Raw genomic sequence first — 22,609 nt, forward strand, 5'->3', positions numbered from 1 at the left:
GTATCAATTAAGTATCATAATTTAAAATATTTTTTTTAATTAAGAAAGGAAATTATAAAATGGAATTAAAAAATAATTTATTAGGAAATTATAAAGAAAATAAAAGAATAGAAACAAACAATGAAACTAAAAATTTCTTAATTGAAAGAGATAATGAGATATTTAAATTATATCAACAAGGAAAAATATTACAAGGATATAAGGTTGTATCAAAAATACCAAAAACAATTAGAACAGAAGATGGAGATATACCTTTAAAAAGACGAAGATATGTTAAATATGATGAAGAAAAAAATGAATATATAAATCGCTATCCTTTGGATGAAGAATTAGGTTTAAAAAAATACCAAAGAAATGAACAAAATTTAATAAATAAAATTACTTCATTTATGGGTGATGGAAAAAGATATAAAGATATTTTAGATACTGTCGAAAACGATAATATTAGTGAAAGAACAATATCTAATATTTTTAAAAATGCAGATTTAGAAGAAACCGATTACATTAGTAATAAAAATAACAATAAAATTAAAATTCCAAATAATGTTTTATATATTCAAATTGATGGGGCTTTTGAACCTATGTGAGAAAATAAAAAAAGAGTTGAAAATAAAATATTTGCTTCAACTATGCATGTTGGTGTTGATGAAGAAAAATCAACAAAAAACAGAAAAAAAATGAAAAAGAAAAAAGGCATTTTTCAAATGATGAATAAAAATCATAAGAATAAAAATGATAAATCTAATATTGATAATTTTATTGATAAAATTTTTAAATCAATGGATACTTATGATATTAATGAAAATACTAAAATATTAATATTAAGTGATGGTGAAAAACAAATTAAAAAAATTTACAAAGCAATAAAAGCAAAATATAAAAATAATACTGTATCATATAGTTTAGATAGATTTCATTTAGTAAAAAGATTTAAAGAATTATTTCCAAATCGTAAGAAAAACCAAATTCATAGATTAAAATATAAATTAGCAAAAATATATTTTTTTACTGGAAATTATGAAGCATTATTAGATTTTTTAATGTGTCATTTGCCCTATGTTATTGATAATAAAAAGAAAATTTTATTAGAAACTATTGAATTAATTAAAAATAATAAAGAAGGTATTGAAAATCAAACATTAGAATATAATATTGGTTGTCACATGGAAGGAGATATATCACACTATATTAAGGCTGTTAAAGGGCGGGGTGCAAAAATATATTGTAAAGAAACATTTATTAATATGTTAATTTCTTCTATGTTAAGACTTAATAATCAAATTAATGATGAGAAAGTTGATAAAACTAATAAAAATAAAGAAAAAATTGAATTTAATATATTTAATTTAAATCAATCTCAAAATCAATTTTTATCTTTATAAAAAAATAAAAACCTTTTAAAATTAGTAATAACTTTAAAAAGTATTTTTTAGTGTGTCAAAATTCATAATTTTATAAATTATTTTTTTAAATAAAAATTATATTTTTAAAAAAAGTTGAATTTTTTATAAATTTTGTTATCATTTAGTCATAAGCGAAACTTAATTTGTTTCTAATTACTTAATTTATTAAAAACCTCAAAATAATGTATACTACCATAAAAATAAGTTTGGTGAAAAACAAATTAAAAAAATTTATAGAGCAGTAAAAGCAAAATATAAAAATAACACTGTATCATATAGTTTAGATAAATTTCATTTATCAAATAGATTTAAACAATTATTCCCAAATCGAAATAGAATCAAAATTCATAGAATAAAATATAAATTAGCAAAAATATATTTCTTTACTGGAAATTATAAATTATTATTAGATTTTTTAATATGTCATTTATCATATGTTAATGGTAATAAAAAAATATTTTTATTAGAAACCATTGAATTAATTAAAAGTAATGAAGAAGGTATTGTAAATCAATCATTAGAATATAATATTGGTTGTCATGTTGAGAGTGATGTATCGCATTATATTAAGGCTGTTAAAGGGCGTGGCGCAAAAATATATTGTAAAGAAACATTTATCAATATGTTAATTGCTTCTATGTTAATACTTAATAATCAAATTAATGATGAGAAAGTTGATAAAACTAATAAAAATAAAGAAAAGATTGAATTTAATATATTTAATTTAAATCAATCTCAAAATCAATTTTTATCTTTATAAAAAATAAAAAACCTTTTAAAATTAGCAATAACTTTAAAAAGTATTTTTTAGTATGTCAAAATTCATAATTTTATAAATTATTTTTTCAACTAAAAATTATATTTTTAAAAAAAGTTGAATTTTTTATAAATTTTGTTATCATTTAGTCATAAGCGAAACTTAATTTGTTTCTAATTACTTAATTTTATTAAAAACCTAAGAATAATGGATACTACCCATTTTTGGAAATATTTAACTGGAACACAAATAATTAATTTGTATAATCAATATAAACAAAATTATTTTATACAAATGAAAAAAGCATTATTCCCTGCTGAACCTCAAAAAGTAAAAACAAATAACAATAATAATTTAACAAATTGAACTGTTGAAAAAGACCAAGAATTAATTAATGATTTGAAAGATTTAAATTAAATGAGTTTATATAATTATTGAGTTCAATTTGTAAGTTATATTATTGGTTTAAATGCTCCCGATTTTATATATGGTTATATCGTTTGTATTATTTATCATTTTATTTTTTGGAATATTTTTTAAACTTATTCAAAAAATGTGGAGTTTTTAAAAATGCAAAATGATTGAGAAAAATTAAAAGAGTTTTTTATTCATGTCTTTTTGTTTATAGATAAAACAAATGTTGAAAATATTACAACTTTAAATTTAACACAAAATGAATATTTAACTTTGATGATTGGTGTTTGAATTGTAATTTTGTTTTTAACTTGGTTTTTATTGTGAATGATTTTTAAAATAGTTGGGTATTTTAAATAATGAAAAAGTTTGTATTTTTTTTAAAAAATTATTGTTATATTAGCGGTTCAATGGTTTTGTTTAGTTTAATTGATTTATTATTTTGAATTATTTCTTTAAATTACACCGGCTTAGTATTTTGACTATTATTTGTTTTACAATGTGTATATTTTTTTGGTGATTATGAAAAAATATTTTTTATCAGTTAAATGCATTTAGGTTAGTTGATTTTGTTTGAGATAACCCTTTGTCAGTTATCATTGGTAAGTTAGGAACAGGTAAAACATTACTTTTAACTTATTTGTCTCAGTCTATGAAATTATTAACAGATGAAATTTATAGTAATTATCCATTAGAAGATGACAAGGTTAAAGTTTTAACATTTAAAAATTTGAATTTTACTGATCGAACAAAACCAGTTCCTCCAGATGATAGTGTCATTTTATTTGATGAAAGTTATTTATATATTGATGGAACTAGTCCGCACGATGAGAAAAAAGTTCATAGTGGTAAGATACCGTGAATTGTTTTAGCAAGACATTTTGGACATCGTGCTTTGTTTACTGCTCAGCGTGAGGGTATGATTTTAAATAATATTAGGCAATTAGCAAATGGTATTATTATTCCAATTTCACTTAAAAAACCAATTGTTAAAAAAGGATTTAATATTTTTAATCGTTTTTTATTATGCGAATTGGTATTTTTCAAGATATTACTGATTATGAAATTTGAAAAACTGAGTCTGTTAAAAGAACAGCCGAAGATAAACGTGCAAAACATAGATCTGATGTCGGATTAGGAATTCGGTTTTTTAAGATAATTATTCCGCTTGAATTTGATAATAAATACGATAGTTATTGATTAATTTTTGTTCGTTATTTGAAAAACGATGAGGTTGTTAATAAAAAAGAATACTTTTGAAAAGATATATCAAAATTAAATAATAAACAACGCTTATAATTGTTTGATATTGATATTTTGAAAAAGAATTTAAAACCTAAAAAAGAAAAAGGAAGTGGTAAAGATGATTAATTTATTATCAGAAAGTAGTAATTGAGACAAAATTTTTAGTTTTATTTTTGATGTATTTTTGTTTATTTTTGATGTGATTTGAAATACTAAATTGCCAATGACAAAAACAACGATTGCTTATTTTGTGATCTTTTTTATGGTTATTAAATTATCAATTTATGCTATTCATGGTACATCAACACAATATAATGAATTAGGTTCAACTGTTCAAAATAGTACATCAAAATTATATTCTTCAACAGCTCGTGGAGTTTTAGATACCAAACAAGGTATACAAAAACATGTTGAAGAACGTAAACAATTTAAAGTTAGTCGCAATAAACAACAGTTATCAAGTTTAGCAAGACAAGCAAAAACAAGAAAATTAGGTTTTAAAAGAATTCATAGCACTAAAAGAATAAAAAAATAAGTAAGGAGTTGATTTTATATGATTAAGTTAGTTTTATTGGTAGCGGCAATCGCTATATTTGGAACTGTTTTTATTACAGTTATTATTAATCAGTTGACATCAGCAAAAAATATTATTATGGATTTATATAATTCTGATACTTGGTTGTTATCTATTTTTGATAAAATGGCGATTTTATTTAGTCATCCGTTAATGTTAACAATATCAAGTTTATATATTATTGGGTTTATTGTTTCAAAAACATTCTATAGTTAGGAGTTAAATTTATGAAAAGTAATGTAAAAAATAAAAAAAGAAAAGAAACAAAATGGTTTATTTATTTCTTGGGTTGATTTAATTTTATATCTTATTATAAGTTTTTCGTTAATGCTTGCTATTAAAAGGTTGAAAAACAAAAAAATAAAATTTATTATCTATATTAAAAAAAATGAATTATAATCATTAACTAATTTTCAATTATCTTCAATTAAATTAACCGATTGTAAATTATTTATATTTGTTTTTAATTTATTTAACATTTGTGTTAAATTATATTTATTTGTAAAAGAATAAGCAAAATTTGTTAATTCTTTTAAAAATTGTTTTCTATCAACATCATAAAATTTATTAATGTTATACTGTTTAACATAACTATCTCAATTTTTATATAAATCCATAAATTTATCACTTGGTTTATTATAAGAAACACCAGTTGAATAACTATCCTTTAAAAAATCTAAGTACCATTTATCATTATAAGTTAGTGATCTTGATGTTTTTAAAGTAGGATTAATAAAATAATTGGTATCACTTCAATTTTCAAAAAAACTACTGCGTAAAAACATTGTATTAATAAAATCAGTTTCATTCATTCCCGTTGTTTGTTGATTAACAGTATAATTTTGCTGATGTAATGGTTTGAATGCTGTTAAAGTAATAAAAGGAATAATTAATCCTAAAATACTTAAAATAAATATAGCAAATAAAGATAATGACTTACGCATTATTTTTTACCACCTTTTCTTTTTTTATTTTCTTTTATTAATTTGATAATTTCATTAAATAAATAACCATAAAAATAATGAATTATTAAGATATATCACAATATATCAAATCATAAACCATAAATTATATAACCATTTATACCAGCATATTTTTCTTTTAATTCTTCAATCGTTGAAACTGTATCTAAAATACATACAAGCAATGAAAAATATTAAAATTTAAACATGATACAAATAACGCCAAAGAAATAGATGGTATTCCGTTTATTCCCGGTGATATAAAAGTTTATGTTGAAATGAGTAAATTAAAAGGTCTTTATTATTGAGATGGTAGTGATGAACCAGAATTGCCAACAATTAACAAAAATACTGGTGAAATTATAAATTGAAGTGTTGAAAATCAAAATAAAGTTAGAGATTTTTTAAATAATTATTTAGATGTTATTATTCAAGAAAACATTATAGTTCAACAAGGGGGTAATCCCAATTATGAAAGTTCTATTGTTGGAACACAAAGAATAATCTTTGATTTTGAAATTGTTGATGAAAGTTTATGAAAAAATAGTTTTAAATCAATTTATCGGATGATTTTAACGATTGATAAAAATAATAACATTATTGCTGGTAGTTTAGAACTAACACATATTAAGGCACGCAGTTTTGATGTATCTGAATCTACTCATAAAGATGAAAAATTAGGTTTTTTGTTTACTTTTATGAAAGAAAAAGAAAATATCTTTAATTTTGAAGGAAATATTTATTCTATTGGACAATGAAATCTTTATAATACTATTTATTATCAAAAAATGACTGGAAAAATAGATATTAATAACTTTTTAATTTTTTTTTTTTTTTTGCTTATGCTTTGATTCCTATTTTTCAAAATCGGAGTAATTTTATAGAAAGTGGTTATATTGATAATTTACAATATGATACTGTTTTGATTAACTTTTTTGGTTTAAAATTAGAAAATTTTAAAGATTTTATTTTAGATGAAAATGGAAAGTCAATAAAATATTTTAATGACTATAATAATTATATTTATAAATTTGAAAATAATAAAAAAGTTTTAAAAACCGAAGCAGAGAAAAAATTTGAAGAACAAAAGAAAAAATTTTTAGTTTCTTATGATAAATTTAAAGAATTATTGAATAGTATGTTTACGGTTTCTCAAAATTTTTATAAGGATTATTTACGAACAATATTTGATTTAGATAATAATACTTATACGCAAGGATATAACAAAAAATATGGTTTGTTAGCAAATAATGGTTTTAAAATTTATCCACGTTACTTTTATTTTTCTGATAAATATAAATTATTAGATTTTAAGATGTATTCAGCCTATAAAAATCGGTTTTATAACACAAATTATGGTAATGTGTTTAACTATGATTTTTCTGTTGCAAATGATTATAATATTAATCAAAATGAAGGATATGTTTTTGAAGATGTTTTAAAAGATAAATATGGTTTAAAATATAAGAAAATGGAAGAACAAAAAATCGGATATAAGTCTTTGAATTACAAACACAAAAAGAAAATGATATGTATCAATATTATGACTTTAATTTTGGTATTTATAACTGACAAGAAATAAATAATGGTGGATTATTTCCCGATAGTCAATGATGACAAGCACAATATGAAAGTTGTAGTTGATATAATTTATCGTGTCATATCAGAAATGCGGCAATTTGAATTGTGAATAATATTCCTGGTATAAAACAAGTTAATGAATTAGCGAGTGGAGTTGGAAAAATTTTTGAAACAATATATAGTTTTTTTAATCAAACATTTGAGGTATGAAAATTTAGTCCAGCATTATATAATACAATAACAAATATATTTTTATTAATTATTTTTATGAAATTTGTACTATTAATATAAAAAGGACTAATAAAGTCCTTTTATTCTTTTCAATCTGTAATTTTGCCAGTATCCTTATCAATTTCGGGTGTTTGTGGTTCATTAACTCCATCTCAACGATAAATATTTTTATATCCAAAAATTTTTCATGTGTCAGTTTTTAAATGTTTACCTTTTCATTTATTTATAAATCATGTTTTTCCAATTAATTTTAATCCTATATAAGTTTTTAAATTATGGTTAATTTTTTCATTTTCACCTTCAATCATTAATTTTCAATTACTATCTTTTGATGGTTGTTGTGGTTTTTTTGGTTCTGATGTAGGTTCTGGTTTATTATTCCCGTTTTCATTGTTATTTGGTTTTTTACAACTAATTAATGTTGTTGTACTTGTTGCTGTTAATCCGATTGCTCCTAAAATACTAAGTCATTTTTTCATATTTTACTCCTTTTTTATCAAATTTTATTGACATTATATATACAAGTATTTTTAAATATGTTTTAGAAACGATACTTACTTATTATGGTTATGATTGTTTAAAAAAGTTTGAAGTTTTATAAAAATTATTTTAAATGATATGATTATACTATATTTTTTTAAAAAATGAGGTGAATTAATGAAATATATTATTAATAACTCTAATTTAGGCGATTTACAAGCAAAATTGCAAGATTTTTAAAGTAAAAATTATAAAAATAAATACTATAAAAGAATAAAAACAAAAATATTTGCATATATTAATTTATGTAAGGAATTTTTTTAAAACTAAGTTGTTATTAAAAGACTTGATTAAAAAATATTTTAAAAATAAATTTTCAACTTTTTATTACTAAGCAAATAAAATTTTACTTGCATATGCAAATAATAATTTTGAAGATTTATTATTAAAATTAACAGTTCCTAATAATATTAATTATCAATATAGTAATGATGTTCGCGAGAATATTTGTGATTTATATTTTGAATATTGTGATAAACACGCTGGGGGTGTTTTATCATTGTTTTATAATTTAAAAAAAGGAATTCATGGTGAAGAATTAAAAAATAAAGCACCAAAAAATTTAAAAACATTTTTTCGTTGACTTAAAAAAGATAAGCGTTGATTAAAAATAAAAAATAAAATTAAAGAAATTAAAAGAAAACATCCAAGATATGAAGTTAAAGAATTAGGATTATTACAAATGGATGCTAAATATTTTATGCCAAGTAAATTTCCAGTTGATAAAAAGTATTATGTTTATGATTTTATTGATGAAAGAATGAGAGGAGTATTCGGTTATATTTATGATAAATTATGCACCGAGAATGCTATTGATGCTGTTAAAAGAGTAATCAGTGATTTTAAAAAAATATTTGGTATTAAAATAACACGAATTAGAACTGATAACGGTTCTGAATTTATTAATAGTCATCGGAATAATCAAAAAAGTATTGTTAAAGAAACTACTTTTACTCAATTTTTAACAGATAAAAATATTTTACATCAAACAACACCTGTTCGTTCTTCGCAGTCAAACGGTAAAATTGAAAGATTTCATCAAAATTATACTAAGTTATTTGTATTTGATGAAAAAATATTGGATGCAGCTGGTTTACAAAATAAATTAAATGATTATTATTACTTTTATAATTTTGAAAGAGTGCATAAATCTTTGAATTTTCAAACACCATTTGAATTTTTAACTAATTTAACTAAATAATTTTAAATTTATAAAGTTTTATTTAAACTATTTTTTAGTGTGTCAATTTTAGAATTTTTATTTATATATGTATTATTTTTAATGATGTTTTTATATTTTAATTATATTTTTTATTATTTTTTCTTGTTTTGTTGCAATCTCCAAAATGTGTGTGGTATACTACACTTTACAATGAAAATGGCATTGTTTGACCTAAAAATGTTAAAGAAGGTGGCGAAATTGTTTTTCCTAGTGGTGTGAGAATTGCTTTTGCGGGTTATGCTAATGGTAATAAAATTATGGGAAAAGTTGGTAAAGGTAGTGGTATTATATCAGCGTGAACAGATGAAATGATACATGCCGAAGAAAAAGAAATTTTAACTGATAAAGAATTAGATAAACGTTATAATAAATAAACGTTATAATAATTTGCGAATTTCCATGTTTAGATCAAAAAGCTTAAAAGTATCTTATGAAAAATACACGGATGAAAATGATAATGAACAATATAATTTAGATAATCCTATTCCAGTAAAATAATTATCTTGGACATTTCAAGAATGAGACAACATAGCAAAACAATACATAACAGTAATAACATATTTTCATAAAACATATTCTAATCAATTTACTTTTAATCCTTTTGATCTAAACATGTCTTTTATGAAAAATTTGTAACCCTATATTTACCTTTAAATGAAAGAATTAAAAATATTTTAAAAAAACACAATCAAGTATATTTAGAAAACAAACAAGCATTTAATGGTTTGGGTATTTTTAATTTACGATTAACAATGGGTGCTGTTTGAAATAAAATACCTGAGTTATTCAATTGGTGTGGATTATGCTAATGGTAGTGAAGGCCACACGGTGTTTTTATTTAGTGGTTATAAAATTAATGAAAATAATGAATATGATAAATATTTAATTGAAGAAAATGTTGTTACACCAAAAAACGCAATGAATTTAAATGAAATAGTTGAACATTACGGGCAATGAATAATTAATACATTTGATAAATTTGATGGTTTTGAATATGCTACATTTCATTATGATATTAATGCACACGACTTTATGCAAAAATTACAAGAAGATATTTACCCTTATTTAGGCTATAAAATTAAGATGTTTAAAGCCAAAAAACATCATACATATCTTAATAAAGAAGCAGGTATAATCAATCGCGTAACCTGAATAAGAAAAATGTTTGTTCAAGGTAAAATATATGGCATATTAGATAACTTCCCATTTTTAGATAAGTGCATTAGTGAACTAAGATTTAGTGATACCAAAACAAACACATCCGATAGTAAAATGTACCATGACCCATATGATGCTTTGTTTTATGGTTCTTATCCATATCGTTTTAAAATGGGAATATAAAAAAAGGTTTTAAAAACCTTCTAAAATTTATAAATTTTATTTACTTTTTATTTATTAAATAATTAGTATTTAATGATTTTTCTAAACTAGATGATTTTTCTTGTATTTTATTACCATCATCATTTTTCAATAGTTCAGGATGACAATTTTTATAACTTAATTTAAGATGTTTTCTAACTGAATTAAAATCTAGTATCTCAACTTCAATTTCATCACCAACATCAAAAAAATCTCTAATATCTCTAACAAAGTAATCTGAAATATCACTAATATGAATTAAACCATCAGCCTTTTCTGCTCTACAAAAAGCACCATAAGGTATAATGTTTGTTATTTTAACATTAACTTTATTTCCTTTTTTATACATAAAATTAAATATACTTCCTTTCTTTAAATGCTTTAATTATATCATTAAGACTATAAAAATCATTTGCAGGAATTGGGCGAGCGGTTGATTTTCATAAGTTTTGTGAAAATCACTGTGAGTCTAGATTTAGTACAATATAATTACAATAATAACCATTATAATTCATTCCCTTTCTAAAATATATTTAAATTGCTTGACTTGCATATAATATATATAATGTCAATAGATCTTGATAAAAAGTTTCAAGATAAGAAAGGAAATTATACAAAATGAAAAAACTTTTAAGTTTATTAAGTGTATTAACAATTAGTAGCTCTGCAATCCCAACAACAATTGCTGCAAGGCTTTATCAAAAAGAAAATAATAACAACAATCTAAGAGAAACAATGGAATCAGATTCAAATAATTTAGAAACTTCAAATAGAAATAAAAGAGAAGATGAAATTACTTACGTTTCCGAACTTTTAGATATTAACTTAGAAGTAGCAGTACCAACTGTTGCTCAAACAGAATCTTTATCTTGTGGCCCAGCAATATCAGAGTCAATTTTAAGATCTTTAGGTCTTAGAAATTTTAGAACGCCAGATACTCCATTATATTCATGTCAACAACATTTAATTGGTAATATGGAAACAACATTGCAAACAGTAGATAATTTTAACTTTTTAGGAGGAGGAGGAACCATTGTACCAAATTGAACAAATACAGTTAATAATTACATTATTAATAATAGATTAAATAATTTTAGAAGATATGTTGCACATTCATTAAATTCAAGTATTAATGACCCCACACTTGTTGGAAGCACTAGAGTTGGTGTTGATTATAATAATTATACAAATTTGAATATTTTTCTTAGTTTAATTTATAATAGTTTAAATAATAGTATGCCAGTTGCTTTAGGTTTTACAGGTAGATTTAATGATAATGAACCACGACGTAATCATTTTATTTTAATTAATGGTATTTATAGAAATACTTCAACAGATAATAATTTATATTTTAACTATATGGATCCAGATGGTGGTGTTATGAGAAGATTTTCAAGCAATCAATTAAATTCTTTATTATCTAATGGTGGTTTTTTAATTTATCACGATATACGAACAATGGATCATAATATTCAAATACACGAATCAATGAAAATTGGTAGCGCTTTATGTAATAACCCCACAACATCTCTTGGTGCAGCAGTAGGAACTGGTGCTGCAATTGGAGCAACAGTTGGTACAGAAACTTTTCCTGTTTTAGGGACTGCAATTGGAGCTATTATTGGTACATTATTAACTTTAACAATTAGAGTTGTTAAATGTGATTAAATGAAAAAAATATTAAGTCCTTTAAGTTCAATCACTTTAATTTGAACAAGTACAACAAGTTTAGTTGCTTGTAATACAACACAAGAATATACAAAAGAACAATTAGCAAAATTAAAAGAAGAAAATCAAATAAATACAAATAAGCAAGAAATAAAAGACAATTTAGAATGAATGGCGCCACAAGAAAAACCATTTAATCAAGTGGATAATAAATGATATTTTGCTATATGGAAACCTAATAATTCTATTTATTGAAAAATATCAAAATTTAAACACGATACAAATAAAGGAAAAAAAAATTGAGGCTTGAGATCCATTAAAACCATATTATATTGATCTATTTTTATTGGTTTTTGAAACAAAAGAACAAGATTTATTAATAGATGATCAATCGGAAAGTAAAATAGAAAGAATTTTTTGAAATGAAGATAAGGGACAAAATTTTAAAGCAGTTTATCGTTGAAATTTAGAAGATACTAATGTACCTAATTTAATTATTGATAAAACCGGTAATGTAAAAGTTAATGAATAATAAAAAGTCATTTATTAAAATGACTTTTTATATTTCTAATATAATTAATGATAATTTTTCATTATTTTTATTAAATAATTTTTATTAAATAGTTGTAAATTATTAATATTAATTTGTACTTTTTCGGTAAAAATTGTAATTTCATAATTACCATAACCTCATATACCTGATATTTCAATTTGATTTAAATTAAATAGTTTTTTATCAAAAGTTATTTTAATACTATAATCAATTAAATCTTCGATTGTACTAATTCAATCTATTTTAGAATAAAGTAATTTATATCATTCAGAAAAATAATTTAAATAGTCTTCTATTTTGTCATTAGAAACAATTAAATTAGTTAAATATTTACCATATTCACCATCAGATAATTTAATTTCTGATGGAATAAGAGAAGGAATGTTATTTGTTTCTAATTCATTTGTTAATGATAATCAATTAAAAAAATTTGCTTCTAATTGATAAATAGGATTTTCTGAAATATCTTTGTTTTTAACACTTACTTTAATTTCATTATCTTTGTTATTAATTAACATTTGGTTGTTGTTTTAAATTTCAATCAATAATTTTTCCAGTACTTGAATCAATTAAAGGTTTAAGATGTTCACCACCACCATTTCAACGATAAACTGCTTTAAAATTTTGTCCCTTATCTTCATTTCAAAAAATTCGTTCTATTATCCACTTGATTAAATGGTTTTTCTTGTGCTTTAATTTCTTTTCAATAATTTACTGGAATTGGTGGATTAGAACCAATAAAATCAAAATATAATGAATATATTTGTACTTGACAATCTGAAAAATAAAAATATCCTTCTTCTAATCTATTTGGTTTTGAAATTAGTTTGAAATAATAAGGAGAAAATAATTTAATATCATCATTATAACCTTTGTTAATAGCATATTTACTATATGTATAATTTGATAACATATAGATAATTTATTTAAATCTTTTAATAGCACTGTCATTAATAGATGTAGAATTATCTAGTTTTCAATTTTCAAATAAACCATCAATAATATCTTCGGGTTTTTGTCCTTCGAATTTTTGGCGTAGTTCAGCCGCTTTATTGGTAGGGTTACCTTTTTCATCATATTTTGCCCCTTGAAATTTTCTATCATAATTATAACGATATGTTAAAAAATTTAATAAAACTTTATCTAAATCATTCTTATTTACTAAATCTAAAATATCTTTACCTTGAATATAGTTTTTTGCAATATTTCACGGTAAAAAACTTTCAGTAAACCAATATTGAAATACTCTTAAATTAGGGTTTGTTTCAATTGGTATTGATAATAATGGTACTAAACTAGCATTTTCAATATTTGATGATGGATAAGAATAAACACCATTGATATTTCCTCAACATTTAATATTTTCAAATAACATAGATTTATGATATTTAATTTCAATCCTAGTAAATACTGTATCTTCGGGCAATGATTTTTGTAAAACTAAATGAATACTATTTTGGTTTTTTCATTTAAAATCAGTTATTTTAACTAAATGAGTAGATTTAATAATGTCAACACCATCGGGTGTATAAGGTCGTTTATATTCTTCAATAATATAACATTCATTTTTATTTTCTTCACTAATTGGTTCATTAATAGATACTATTTTTAAGTCTAATGTTTCTAAAAATGCTTTGTATTGTTTTGAAATATCATTAATTAAAATATCTTTTTCATCAATCATAACATAACTTGTACTATTATCTTGGACTGTTGTATTTTGTTGAATTTGTAATTTAAAATTAAAGTCACTAATTTCATAACCAGTTATTTTAATATATTCATCTTTGTTAATAAAACCTATTTTAACGCTATTTTGAGAGTAGTTTAAGATTGGTTTTTGCTTTGTTTTAACAAGATTATTAATTTTATAAATATATAAGGTTCTAGTACGGTCTTCAGTAAATAATTGTTCTAAATCAGGGTCGCTGTACTGCGATTGACTAGCAAAATCTAATGGAATACTATCAATTGAATAGTCAATTGGTTCATCATTTTCTGCTAATTTTGCTAACATTTTTTCAGATGGTTTCAACATTATTCTTTTCCTCTTTTTTCTTTTGTTTTTTCTAAATTGTTTATATGTTTAGATGTTATTTTTTCAATAAGACCGTATTACAAAATAAACAATAATCAGAGTTAATTAAATTAATTGGACATTCACAATTTTTACAATATTTTGCCATTATTCTTGTTTTCCTTCTTAATTAGTATATGATAATAGTTTCGTTGTTTTTTAATTGTCTGTTTAAAGTAGCATTTACTGGTAAGCGAACATCAACAATTAACTCATCAATATTTTTAATATTGAATGTTCTACTGTTTAAAATCGCATTAATCATATTTAATTAATTTAATAATGAATTCAGTTAATTTAATTTCTCTAATATATATCATTTGTTCGTATGATGCGTTTGTTTGAATATTTACTCCCGCAACTTCTGCTTGAGTTTGTTGAGCCCCTTTAGCAATAGCGGGAACATGATGGCGATTTATTTTATAGTAATTAGTTAATAATCAATCATATATTTTGGTTAATTATTCACCTTTAAAATTACCAGTAATATAGTCTACTGGTTGAAAATTACTATAAGGGTCTCCTTCAACTAATAACAAGTCATTTTCAATAAATAAAGCTAACATTTTACTAATTTCTTGGTCAACAACACCAGTCACGCCATTAGTATTAATGGTAAATTTACCACTATTTAATAATGGATCTAACATTATTTTTTCAGCAATAATATCTAAAATACTAGCAAATTGTTTACCATAACGAGCAGAAGGTTCAAAATTAGGGTTATTAGGAATAATTTCAATCGGGATAAAATTAAGTGTTAATATTTTTTCTCTTTGTAAAGTTGTATAGTTATTTCATTTAGCATCATCAATATATAAGTCGGTAATAGTACTATATAATCGTGTTTTTAACTTTCTAATAACTTTTACTTGTTTAGTTACATAATCAATCTCTAATTTTTCAGTAATAAAAATACTCTGGTCATTTTTAATATAAGGGTCATAATCAAAAGTACAAGATACTAAATTACCTAATTCATCATATTGGTCATTGTAAAAATCAATAGTAATAAAATTAAGTTTTGAATTATTAGCAAAAATAAAATATACACCTTTACCATTCTTATTAATTTTATATTCGTTATATCAATTCTTATTAGTAAAGTCCTATATTTTTAAAAAGCTATTAATTAATTTACTATCTATTTTTTGATTAGTAAGTGGATTATAAATGCTAATTTCTAAATCTCGCGGATTTAAAAAATTAGCATTATCTTCACAAATTCTTTTTTCTAAAATCTCATTATGTTTTTGAACAGTAACATTTTTACGATTAGTAATCATTGATGCTAAATTAAGATAATAACTATCAATATCATATTCTTTTTTTAATTTCTTTTTTGCTGGTAATAATCCCATTTATAACACCTCTTTATTTTGTATCTTCTTTTTTAATAACATCTTCAATACTATCTTGTTTTTGTTGTTTGTTATGTGTTTTGATAAATCTAATTGTTTCAATAATTAAAACAATAACTCCAAAACCATTAAGCATTGAACCAATAATTACATATGCAGGTCAACCAGTTCCTAATTTAGTAGGTCCTATAAAACAAATAATAATTCCTGCGATAAAAAACAATGATGAAACTCCAAAGATTTTCAAAAACATAATTACATCTTTAACTTCTAATTTTGGCATAATAACATCTCCTTTCTATATAGGTGTCACTTCACCCTGATATTCATAAATGCTAGGGTCAAAACCAGATAAATCATTTCAAGTTTTGCCATTATCATTACTAAATTTAAAATATAAAGAATTAGGAGCGATACCAAACATTAATTCGCCAAATGGTTGTGTTTTACAAGATAAATATGATATTCAAAATTTTGAATTTTTCTGAAATAAACCAGAAAATTTAATTCAATTTAATCCTTTTAATACTATTACATAAAATTTATCATTAATTAATTCCATAGTATGATTAATAATTTTTTTCCATAAATGATTATTATCATATGTAATGGAATTGTAGACTGCTTTTGATGTTGGTACTTCTTCATCTGTTGACTTATCATTAATGATTTTTGTTATTGGTACTTGAATATTATTTTGTACTTCTCTGACTATTTTTGTAAATCTTGGTATATCTTCGGGTTTTGGGTCATTATGAAAACTTAAATAACCATATATGTATATATTTTTATAACTAACATATCTTTTACAAGTTATATAATCAATTTCTATATTAGAATTTTTTGTTAATTTATCTTGTTTTTTATCTAAATTTTCTTTTGTTTCATTTGATAAATTATCAATTTTTTTTTATCTAATTTATCATCATTTTCTATTCTTTCAGTTTTTTCTTTTTCTAATAAAGCATCAACTTCTAATTGTGTATAATATGCTTCTAAATCTATCATAGTTAAATCAATACCTTCTTCTTGAAAAGTACGAAAAATTTTCTTTAAAGTTGTTAAATTAGCCAATGATTTTGCATAGGTAGGCAATAAACCTTGTCAAGTAATTATAGGGTCATTTTGCGATGAATAATTAATATCACCAACACTCATATTTGCCGAAGTAAAAAATTCAATTGGAATGCGGTTAAATGTTCAATGCTCAATCGTAATAAACACCATATTAATACAAATTTTCTTTAATAATGGATATTTAAATGTTTCAAATTTTAGTTTTAAAAATGGATAGTTTAAGTAAGAATTAATCATATTTTGGGCTCTTAAAGCAAATGTTTTAAATCATAATTCTACATCACCTTTAAAGAACTTATTATAACGAACTGGAACTTGTGTAATTTTACCTGTCATTGGAATAAAATTATTATAATTTTCCAAAGTAACATTTTGTCATAATTCATTTAACATTTAATCATCTCCTTATCATTTATTTTTTTAGAATATATTTTATTTAAAATAAACTTTTTACTATTTAATAGTGTTTTTGTTTTAATTGTTTTGTTTAAATCTTGTTTTGTTCTGAGTTGTTTATATGCTTGAAATACTAGTCCATTACCCAATAAACTAGTAACCGCACTATCTTCTAGCGTATTTAACAATTTATCTTTATTAAAGTTATTTTTAAATTGTTATTGCATTTTTAATATCTTAGCAATTGTCCGATATATTTTAAAACTATCTTTTATTATTTGCTGATAAGCAAGCGGGGCAAAAGAAACTAAATTAAACAAACTTGTTTTTTTAAATCCCCAACCAATAAACCACTCACTGTTCATATAGAATTTAAACGGTTCAGGAGCCAAAACAAACTGTTCTGCTTTGATTAAAGTTGTCATAACGACAATGGGGGCATATTTAGGATTTTTATAATATATTGTTAAAGCAACTTCACCCGCAACTGATAAAGGAACAATTTTTACTGCTAAAAAAACATCAGAACCATAAGCAAAAAGTAATAATTGGCCTTTTTTAATAGCCTTAGTTTCAAATTTAGACAATATTTTTTTAGTTTTATCAGTAATTTTATTAATTACTTTTTGTTTAATAGTAATTATTTGTTTTTCAATTAGGGCTAATAATTTTTTAGTTAATTTTTGAATATAAAAATTTGGGTTTAAATGATTTAAAATTTTATTTAATTTAATTGGTTTTTGGTGCAAGATATTTAATAATTTATTATTGTATACTTTGCTACCATGCATTAAATTAGCATTTAATAGTAGATTTTTCCCAACACCTTTTTTATGAAGATTAGTCATAATGTTATATCACTCATTAGTATTAATTTTACTTATTTTATCAATATTTAATCCATATTCAGACAATCATTTATTAGCATTTTTTTCATTCACGCGCGGTATTTTTTGAACTAATTTAGGACTTATTTTTTGAATATTTTTCTCAATTTTTAATAAATTATTAATTGTTTCTAAATTAGAAACTTTAAAACCTTTATAAAAATCATTTCGGGCTAATTTTCCAATTGTATATAATAAAGTTTCATTATTAGCCTGCTTTGTAAAATCAAATATTAATTTATCAGATAAAATCTTTTTATCTGTAACTTGCCTTACAACATCTTCTAAATTATTAGCAGTTATTACACCTAATTTTTCAAGTAGTTTAGTTTCTTTTGCTAATTTTAAAATTCTAGTTGTTCGAACAGCACGCGTTAATTTACCAATTCCACCATTTGCTGGTAACAAATTTAAAGCGGTACTTTTTGCTGTTACTTCTGATGTTAATTTATCATATATTTGATTTACGACAAAATCGGTTGCTGTTTCTACTCCAAACGAGATAAATGCTGCGGCAAAATTAGATAATCCCGCACCAAGATCAACAGCCGAAGCAATACCACCAGTTAAAACTGATAAACCAAGAGCTAAAACTTGAATTCCTAAAAATTATAATAACTGTAAACCAAAACTTTTTTCTTGTTGTTGGATTGACAATCTAGTTGGATTTTTTTAACAGCATAAATAAGGGCTGTTTTAGATGTTCCAATTAGCATATCATTTATCAAACGAAAAAGTACTATTTTTTAGTACTATTAATAATTTTTAATTTTAACATCAATCGGATTTGTTTGACCAGTAGCGTTGTTTTTACCTTCAATTTGAACTGCAACTGTTTTATCATTTGTAATATTAATTGGTCATTCTTCACCTTTACTTTCAATAAATTAATCAAAATCACTTTCAGTTAAAGAACTATTTACTGCTTTTACTGCTTTTAAAACAACATCTTTAAATTGTGGTTTTAACTGTTCGGCTGTTGCTTTTGTTGGGTCTGTAACATGTATAGTTGGTTTATCTATTTTATTAATTTTACTAATATCAATTTTTGCAACAATATGTTTAATAATTCCCTTAGGTTTAACTACTGCTCCACCTAAATATAAAATTCTTTCCATAATCAAAGTATTACCCATACCAGTATCTAACGCAGCAGCACCAACTCTTAACGAAGTATGGTCTTTTTTGCGTAAAATAAGAGGGTCATATTTTTTGCTAAACTTAAAGGCAATTGCATTAACTCCATTTGGTAATAATTCAATTGTTCCCTCTGAACCATCTTTATTAATAATTGGTAATTTTTTAGGAACCATATAGTATGTTGTTCCTTCAACAGTTTTCATTGCTCCACTTGTTGTGATTACACTATTTATTTGGTCGTTTGTTCCAAGTTGTAACTGTAATTTATTACGAATTCCACGAATAAAATCAGCCGAACCTAAAACAATTGTTTCTGATGGAGTAAAGCCGTTTTCATATATTTTATCCATAATTTCATCATGAATTTGTAAAGCATTTGTATCATATGCTTTTTTGCCTTGAATAGTTGTAACTGTTCCTTTATTAATAATTTCTAAAATTTTATTACGTTTATAAGCAACTTCAGTATCCATTGCTTGTTCAATATCAGCTGCTCAAAGATTAGGATTAAAATCACTTTCTATGGGGTCTAATTTACGAACAAAAGTTAAAATTGTATCTAATTCAACAATTCCATCTTCAAATTCCACTATTGAATATTTTAGTAGGTTATTATCAGTATTAAATACTTGACCGTTTGCTCCTAAACCTTCATTATATTTAATATTTTTCTTTCTTTTATATGTTAAACCAAATTTATTTGCTTCTTTTCACGCAAATAAAGCTTCTCAACTAAATTTTTGTTGATAAGTTTGTAAATATCATTGTTCAAATGTTTCTCGGTCTCTTTGTGTTGCTTGATTAGCAATATCGCCAAAAATTGTTTTTTGATCCATATTTTTATTCCTTCTTTCTATTTATTAAATACATTGTCTGTATCTAAAATATTGTTTTCTTTGTTTACTACTTTTGGTACGCCCCCGTATTAACTGTTTGTACCTTAATTAATTCATCATAAACACTTTGCAATTGTGTTTTAATGATTTCAATATCATCAGTAATATCATAAGATTTTAATAAAACATTTTTAAAATCTTCATTATCAGTTAAAGAATTAATAAAGTCAATTACTTCAATTTGTTTTAGTTGAATTGTTTGTTGTTCAATTTGTGAAGTTAACTCAGTATTTTTTGCTTGTAGTTCGTTGATTTGCTGATTATTATTTTCTAAATTACTTGAATTAAATTCTTCAACTTCAGCAGTATTTTCTAAAATAATTTCAAGCAGTTTTAATATCTAAACTACTATCTTCATTTTTAATAGGTTCATTATTTTCATTTATAAGAACATATTTTACATTTTTTAATGCCATTGTTTTTCCTCCTATTTTTTAATATTTGTATTTGTTTTTTTTCTAATCGCTTTTTGTATAATTTCAAAACTATCTACTCTAAAAGACAAAAAATAGCATTTAGTTTTTATATTTAACTGATTAAATACTGAGCCTTTAATTTTTATCTCATAATCTTTTTTAATTTCAAAAACTCAGTTAAAATAGATGGGTTATATATTGATAATGTTGAGTAATTTAATCCTTCTCACTGACATTTAGCCGAACAAGCATCAACTTCAACACCACCAGCAACAAGAGCATTAATTTTTGTTTTAATAGGATTTTCATGTAATCTAACAGTTAATTCTAACTTATTAACTTTTTTATTTTTTATTTTAGGTTTATTAGTTATTGATTTTTTAGATAAATTACTTTTTGTTTGAGACATTATTTAACATCTTTATTATATAATTTGTCATATTTTGAACTGTCAACTAATATTCAATCGATAGAACCTGTTGAATATGGATTTTTGTAAAAATCTTCTTTATATAATTGTTGTTGTTTTAATTCTTCAATTTCACTACTTAAATTTTGATTAAAATTATGTGCCATATCTATTTGTTGTTTAAAACTATTTATTTCTTGCTCTTTTTCAGCAAGTTCTTTTTTAAGTGTTTCATTTTCTTCTTTAAGTTTGTTAAATTTAATTGATTCTGTTATTGTTATTATTTATCACTTCCTTTTTTAAAAAATATTGTAAATGTTTTCAATCATCTAATTCGTGCTCTGTCATTTTAATATTTCCTTTATAAATATAATTTTTCTTAACAACTGGTGATTGTAAAACATAATTTAAATTAAATAGATATTTGCATAAAACTTTTAAACCACCAATGAATTTAGGAGTAGATAATGGATTTTTTATTTTTAAACCTTTGTGAAGTTGAAAATCTTCAATTATTACAATAACTTTATTTAAATAAGAACAAATTTTATTTTTAAACTCATTTAATATTAAATACATATTATTTATTGCTTCTTCTTCATTTTTGGAATTAAAAGTAATATTATTAATTATTTTATTTTGTAAAACATTATAAATAATAATACCAGTTTGACCAATTCCAGCAGGGTCAATTGCAATAATATATTTTAATTTATCTGGTTTATTTTTTTGTCAATTTGTAATATTTTTCATCCATCTGATGCTAAATCTAAAATATCGTTAATTTTGTAATGTTGCATATAAGAAGCAATAATATCTCACTTGTTTTCAAATAAAATTAAGTACATTTTTGCTCATTCTAAACATTACAAATCATAATGCTGAAATACGACAATTAATAGGTTGACAATTAACTCAATCAAAAGATGTTGTTATTTCATTTCAAGTTTTATTAATATAACAAACTTTTATATTCTGTCATTATATATACTCCTTAATTTTTTTATTTGTTGATCAAATTTCATCATTAATATTATTTGCAGTTACTGGATAAGCACATATCATTAATTCTTGTAATTTATTTTAGTATTTAATTACTTCGTCACCCGCTTCACTTTGGGGAGTGAGCGGGGGCGGATAGGATATTTTGATAGAGTTTGCCCCCATACGGAAATAAAAAAAACAGTTTACCCAGTTATTAATTATGCTTCATCCATCCCTACACAACTTTATATAAAGAAAATAACCTTTTGGAGTTCCAACCCTCTTGTTTTTTTAGTGTCCGATATTGTTTTTTTCGGTTTAACAGTACTTTTTTTATGAAAACAAGCCAAAAAACACATGCTCTGACATTTCACAAGTGATTAATCTTGTCGAGAATTAAAGAAATAAATAGGAGAGTAAATCCAATCGCTTTCACACTTTCTTTAAGACTTCGTGC

At 23.1% G+C, this 22,609-nt stretch carries 32 protein-coding genes and 4 pseudogenes; 15 read left to right on the plus strand and 21 right to left on the minus strand.

What is annotated here, in order from left to right:
• Positions 1 to 59: 59 nt before the first annotated feature.
• The 7 genes and pseudogenes from ABNT63_RS05130 to ABNT63_RS05160 all read left to right on the plus strand — a co-directional run bounded on the left by ABNT63_RS05130 (position 60) and on the right by ABNT63_RS05160 (position 4,609).
• Positions 60 to 1,382 (plus strand): Mbov_0401 family ICE element transposase-like protein, encoded by a 1,323-nt coding sequence (locus ABNT63_RS05130; protein WP_348736993.1) that lies wholly within the window; start codon positions 60 to 62, stop codon positions 1,380 to 1,382.
• A gap of 658 nt (positions 1,383 to 2,040) precedes the next feature.
• Positions 2,041 to 2,163: a hypothetical protein gene (locus tag ABNT63_RS05135; RefSeq protein ID WP_348736995.1), complete on the plus strand. Its 123-nt coding sequence runs from the start codon at positions 2,041 to 2,043 to the stop codon at positions 2,161 to 2,163.
• 216 nt (positions 2,164 to 2,379) lie between these two features.
• Positions 2,380 to 2,577 (plus strand): annotated as a pseudogene (locus ABNT63_RS05140) (DUF3627 domain-containing protein); the annotation flags it as partial.
• Positions 2,578 to 2,730: 153 nt separating this feature from the next.
• Positions 2,731 to 2,934, plus strand: a complete 204-nt coding sequence (locus tag ABNT63_RS05145; protein ID WP_348734996.1) for a DUF2649 family protein — start codon at positions 2,731 to 2,733, stop codon at positions 2,932 to 2,934.
• Positions 2,934 to 3,945, plus strand: a pseudogene (locus ABNT63_RS05150) (hypothetical protein). The gene ABNT63_RS05145 and the pseudogene ABNT63_RS05150 overlap by 1 nt, the downstream one beginning before the upstream one ends.
• Entirely contained in the window at positions 3,938 to 4,354 is a 417-nt protein-coding gene (locus ABNT63_RS05155) for a hypothetical protein (protein WP_348736997.1), read from the plus strand. The pseudogene ABNT63_RS05150 and the gene ABNT63_RS05155 overlap by 8 nt, the downstream one beginning before the upstream one ends.
• Positions 4,355 to 4,372: 18 nt before the next feature.
• Positions 4,373 to 4,609, plus strand: coding sequence for a hypothetical protein (locus ABNT63_RS05160; RefSeq protein ID WP_348736999.1), 237 nt, complete (start codon positions 4,373 to 4,375; stop codon positions 4,607 to 4,609).
• A 185-nt stretch (positions 4,610 to 4,794) separates the two neighbouring features.
• On the opposite strand, the pseudogene ABNT63_RS05165 reads toward ABNT63_RS05160, so the two are convergent.
• Both ABNT63_RS05165 and ABNT63_RS05170 read right to left on the minus strand, forming a co-directional pair.
• Positions 4,795 to 5,337, minus strand: a pseudogene (locus ABNT63_RS05165) (spiroplasma phage ORF1-like family protein); the annotation flags it as partial.
• Positions 5,337 to 5,540 (minus strand): hypothetical protein, encoded by a 204-nt coding sequence (locus tag ABNT63_RS05170; protein WP_348737001.1) that lies wholly within the window; start codon positions 5,538 to 5,540, stop codon positions 5,337 to 5,339. The pseudogene ABNT63_RS05165 and the gene ABNT63_RS05170, both read right to left, overlap by 1 nt.
• Before the next feature lie 111 nt (positions 5,541 to 5,651).
• On the opposite strand from ABNT63_RS05170, the pseudogene ABNT63_RS05175 reads away from it, so the two are divergent.
• Positions 5,652 to 7,227: pseudogene (locus ABNT63_RS05175) on the plus strand (spiroplasma phage ORF1-like family protein); the annotation flags it as partial.
• A gap of 20 nt (positions 7,228 to 7,247) precedes the next feature.
• Here the strand turns inward: ABNT63_RS05175 and ABNT63_RS05180 are convergent.
• Complete coding sequence (locus ABNT63_RS05180; protein WP_348737003.1) at positions 7,248 to 7,646, minus strand: lipoprotein; 399 nt, start codon at positions 7,644 to 7,646, stop codon at positions 7,248 to 7,250.
• A gap of 560 nt (positions 7,647 to 8,206) precedes the next feature.
• Between ABNT63_RS05180 and ABNT63_RS05185 the strand changes: the two genes are divergently transcribed.
• Complete coding sequence (locus ABNT63_RS05185) at positions 8,207 to 8,908, plus strand: DDE-type integrase/transposase/recombinase (protein ID WP_348737005.1); 702 nt, start codon at positions 8,207 to 8,209, stop codon at positions 8,906 to 8,908.
• A 149-nt stretch (positions 8,909 to 9,057) separates the two neighbouring features.
• Positions 9,058 to 9,303: a hypothetical protein gene (locus ABNT63_RS05190; RefSeq protein WP_348737009.1), complete on the plus strand. Its 246-nt coding sequence runs from the start codon at positions 9,058 to 9,060 to the stop codon at positions 9,301 to 9,303.
• Positions 9,304 to 9,357: 54 nt separating this feature from the next.
• Here the strand turns inward: ABNT63_RS05190 and ABNT63_RS05195 are convergent, their stop codons facing one another.
• Entirely contained in the window at positions 9,358 to 9,543 is a 186-nt protein-coding gene (locus ABNT63_RS05195) for a hypothetical protein (RefSeq protein WP_348737011.1), read from the minus strand.
• A 142-nt stretch (positions 9,544 to 9,685) separates the two neighbouring features.
• Here ABNT63_RS05195 and ABNT63_RS05200 point away from each other — a divergent pair, with 142 nt between their 5' ends.
• Positions 9,686 to 10,270, plus strand: coding sequence for a hypothetical protein (locus ABNT63_RS05200; RefSeq protein WP_348737013.1), 585 nt, complete (start codon positions 9,686 to 9,688; stop codon positions 10,268 to 10,270).
• 40 nt (positions 10,271 to 10,310) lie between these two features.
• Here ABNT63_RS05200 and ABNT63_RS05205 read toward each other — a convergent pair whose 3' ends face one another.
• The gene (locus tag ABNT63_RS05205; RefSeq protein ID WP_348737015.1) at positions 10,311 to 10,637 is read right to left on the minus strand and encodes a S1 RNA-binding domain-containing protein; all 327 of its coding nucleotides are present in this window, start codon (positions 10,635 to 10,637) and stop codon (positions 10,311 to 10,313) included.
• A gap of 269 nt (positions 10,638 to 10,906) precedes the next feature.
• On the opposite strand from ABNT63_RS05205, the gene ABNT63_RS05210 reads away from it, so the two are divergent.
• Genes ABNT63_RS05210 through ABNT63_RS05220 form a run of 3 tightly spaced genes read left to right on the plus strand, consistent with a single transcriptional unit; the run spans position 10,907 to position 12,488 of the window.
• Positions 10,907 to 11,956 (plus strand): hypothetical protein, encoded by a 1,050-nt coding sequence (locus ABNT63_RS05210; RefSeq protein WP_348737017.1) that lies wholly within the window; start codon positions 10,907 to 10,909, stop codon positions 11,954 to 11,956.
• The gene (locus ABNT63_RS05215) at positions 11,957 to 12,358 is read left to right on the plus strand and encodes a lipoprotein (protein WP_348737019.1); all 402 of its coding nucleotides are present in this window, start codon (positions 11,957 to 11,959) and stop codon (positions 12,356 to 12,358) included.
• Positions 12,303 to 12,488, plus strand: a complete 186-nt coding sequence (locus ABNT63_RS05220) for a hypothetical protein (RefSeq protein WP_348737021.1) — start codon at positions 12,303 to 12,305, stop codon at positions 12,486 to 12,488. The genes ABNT63_RS05215 and ABNT63_RS05220 overlap by 56 nt, the downstream gene beginning before the upstream one ends.
• A 44-nt stretch (positions 12,489 to 12,532) precedes the next feature.
• Here the strand turns inward: ABNT63_RS05220 and ABNT63_RS05225 are convergent, their stop codons facing one another.
• The 7 genes from ABNT63_RS05225 to ABNT63_RS05255 all read right to left on the minus strand — a co-directional run bounded on the left by ABNT63_RS05225 (position 12,533) and on the right by ABNT63_RS05255 (position 16,230).
• Positions 12,533 to 13,027, minus strand: coding sequence for a hypothetical protein (locus tag ABNT63_RS05225; protein ID WP_348737023.1), 495 nt, complete (start codon positions 13,025 to 13,027; stop codon positions 12,533 to 12,535).
• Between the two features lie 113 nt (positions 13,028 to 13,140).
• Positions 13,141 to 13,422 carry a hypothetical protein gene (locus ABNT63_RS05230; protein WP_348737025.1) on the minus strand — a complete coding sequence of 94 codons (282 nt, stop codon included), beginning with the start codon at positions 13,420 to 13,422 and terminating at the stop codon, positions 13,141 to 13,143.
• A 9-nt stretch (positions 13,423 to 13,431) separates the two neighbouring features.
• Positions 13,432 to 14,547 (minus strand): hypothetical protein, encoded by a 1,116-nt coding sequence (locus tag ABNT63_RS05235; protein ID WP_348737027.1) that lies wholly within the window; start codon positions 14,545 to 14,547, stop codon positions 13,432 to 13,434.
• A gap of 169 nt (positions 14,548 to 14,716) precedes the next feature.
• Positions 14,717 to 14,851 (minus strand): hypothetical protein, encoded by a 135-nt coding sequence (locus ABNT63_RS05240; protein ID WP_348737029.1) that lies wholly within the window; start codon positions 14,849 to 14,851, stop codon positions 14,717 to 14,719.
• Positions 14,852 to 15,047: 196 nt separating this feature from the next.
• Entirely contained in the window at positions 15,048 to 15,236 is a 189-nt protein-coding gene (locus ABNT63_RS05245) for a hypothetical protein (protein ID WP_348737031.1), read from the minus strand.
• A 459-nt stretch (positions 15,237 to 15,695) separates the two neighbouring features.
• Complete coding sequence (locus ABNT63_RS05250) at positions 15,696 to 15,947, minus strand: hypothetical protein (protein ID WP_348737033.1); 252 nt, start codon at positions 15,945 to 15,947, stop codon at positions 15,696 to 15,698.
• Positions 15,948 to 15,960: 13 nt separating this feature from the next.
• Positions 15,961 to 16,230: a hypothetical protein gene (locus tag ABNT63_RS05255; protein ID WP_348737035.1), complete on the minus strand. Its 270-nt coding sequence runs from the start codon at positions 16,228 to 16,230 to the stop codon at positions 15,961 to 15,963.
• A 49-nt stretch (positions 16,231 to 16,279) separates the two neighbouring features.
• Here ABNT63_RS05255 and ABNT63_RS05260 point away from each other — a divergent pair, with 49 nt between their 5' ends.
• Positions 16,280 to 16,486 (plus strand): hypothetical protein, encoded by a 207-nt coding sequence (locus ABNT63_RS05260; RefSeq protein WP_348737037.1) that lies wholly within the window; start codon positions 16,280 to 16,282, stop codon positions 16,484 to 16,486.
• A 328-nt stretch (positions 16,487 to 16,814) separates the two neighbouring features.
• Here the strand turns inward: ABNT63_RS05260 and ABNT63_RS05265 are convergent, their stop codons facing one another.
• From ABNT63_RS05265 to ABNT63_RS05305, 9 genes are all read right to left on the minus strand, one after another.
• A complete protein-coding gene (locus ABNT63_RS05265; RefSeq protein WP_348737039.1) occupies positions 16,815 to 17,417 on the minus strand; it encodes a hypothetical protein in 603 nt (200 codons plus the stop codon).
• A complete protein-coding gene (locus tag ABNT63_RS05270) occupies positions 17,411 to 17,608 on the minus strand; it encodes a hypothetical protein (protein WP_348737041.1) in 198 nt (65 codons plus the stop codon). Before ABNT63_RS05270 ends, ABNT63_RS05265 begins: the two co-directional genes overlap by 7 nt.
• Positions 17,609 to 17,638: 30 nt before the next feature.
• Positions 17,639 to 18,715, minus strand: a complete 1,077-nt coding sequence (locus ABNT63_RS05275; protein ID WP_348737043.1) for a hypothetical protein — start codon at positions 18,713 to 18,715, stop codon at positions 17,639 to 17,641.
• 479 nt (positions 18,716 to 19,194) lie between these two features.
• On the minus strand, positions 19,195 to 20,283 hold the full coding sequence (locus ABNT63_RS05280) for a hypothetical protein (RefSeq protein ID WP_348737045.1): 1,089 nt from the start codon (positions 20,281 to 20,283) through the stop codon (positions 19,195 to 19,197).
• Between the two features lie 344 nt (positions 20,284 to 20,627).
• Complete coding sequence (locus tag ABNT63_RS05285; RefSeq protein WP_348737047.1) at positions 20,628 to 20,759, minus strand: hypothetical protein; 132 nt, start codon at positions 20,757 to 20,759, stop codon at positions 20,628 to 20,630.
• A 142-nt stretch (positions 20,760 to 20,901) separates the two neighbouring features.
• Positions 20,902 to 21,168, minus strand: coding sequence for a hypothetical protein (locus tag ABNT63_RS05290; protein ID WP_348737049.1), 267 nt, complete (start codon positions 21,166 to 21,168; stop codon positions 20,902 to 20,904).
• Positions 21,168 to 21,335: a hypothetical protein gene (locus ABNT63_RS05295; protein ID WP_348737051.1), complete on the minus strand. Its 168-nt coding sequence runs from the start codon at positions 21,333 to 21,335 to the stop codon at positions 21,168 to 21,170. Before ABNT63_RS05295 ends, ABNT63_RS05290 begins: the two co-directional genes overlap by 1 nt.
• 91 nt (positions 21,336 to 21,426) lie before the next feature.
• Entirely contained in the window at positions 21,427 to 21,921 is a 495-nt protein-coding gene (locus ABNT63_RS05300; protein ID WP_348737053.1) for a hypothetical protein, read from the minus strand.
• On the minus strand, positions 21,876 to 22,016 hold the full coding sequence (locus ABNT63_RS05305; RefSeq protein WP_348737055.1) for a hypothetical protein: 141 nt from the start codon (positions 22,014 to 22,016) through the stop codon (positions 21,876 to 21,878). The genes ABNT63_RS05300 and ABNT63_RS05305 overlap by 46 nt, the downstream gene beginning before the upstream one ends.
• Positions 22,017 to 22,609: the final 593 nt, after the last annotated feature.

The organism is Spiroplasma endosymbiont of Ammophila pubescens (assembly GCF_964020965.1).
Taxonomy (GTDB): Bacteria; Bacillota_I; Bacilli_A; order Mycoplasmatales; family Mycoplasmataceae; genus Spiroplasma.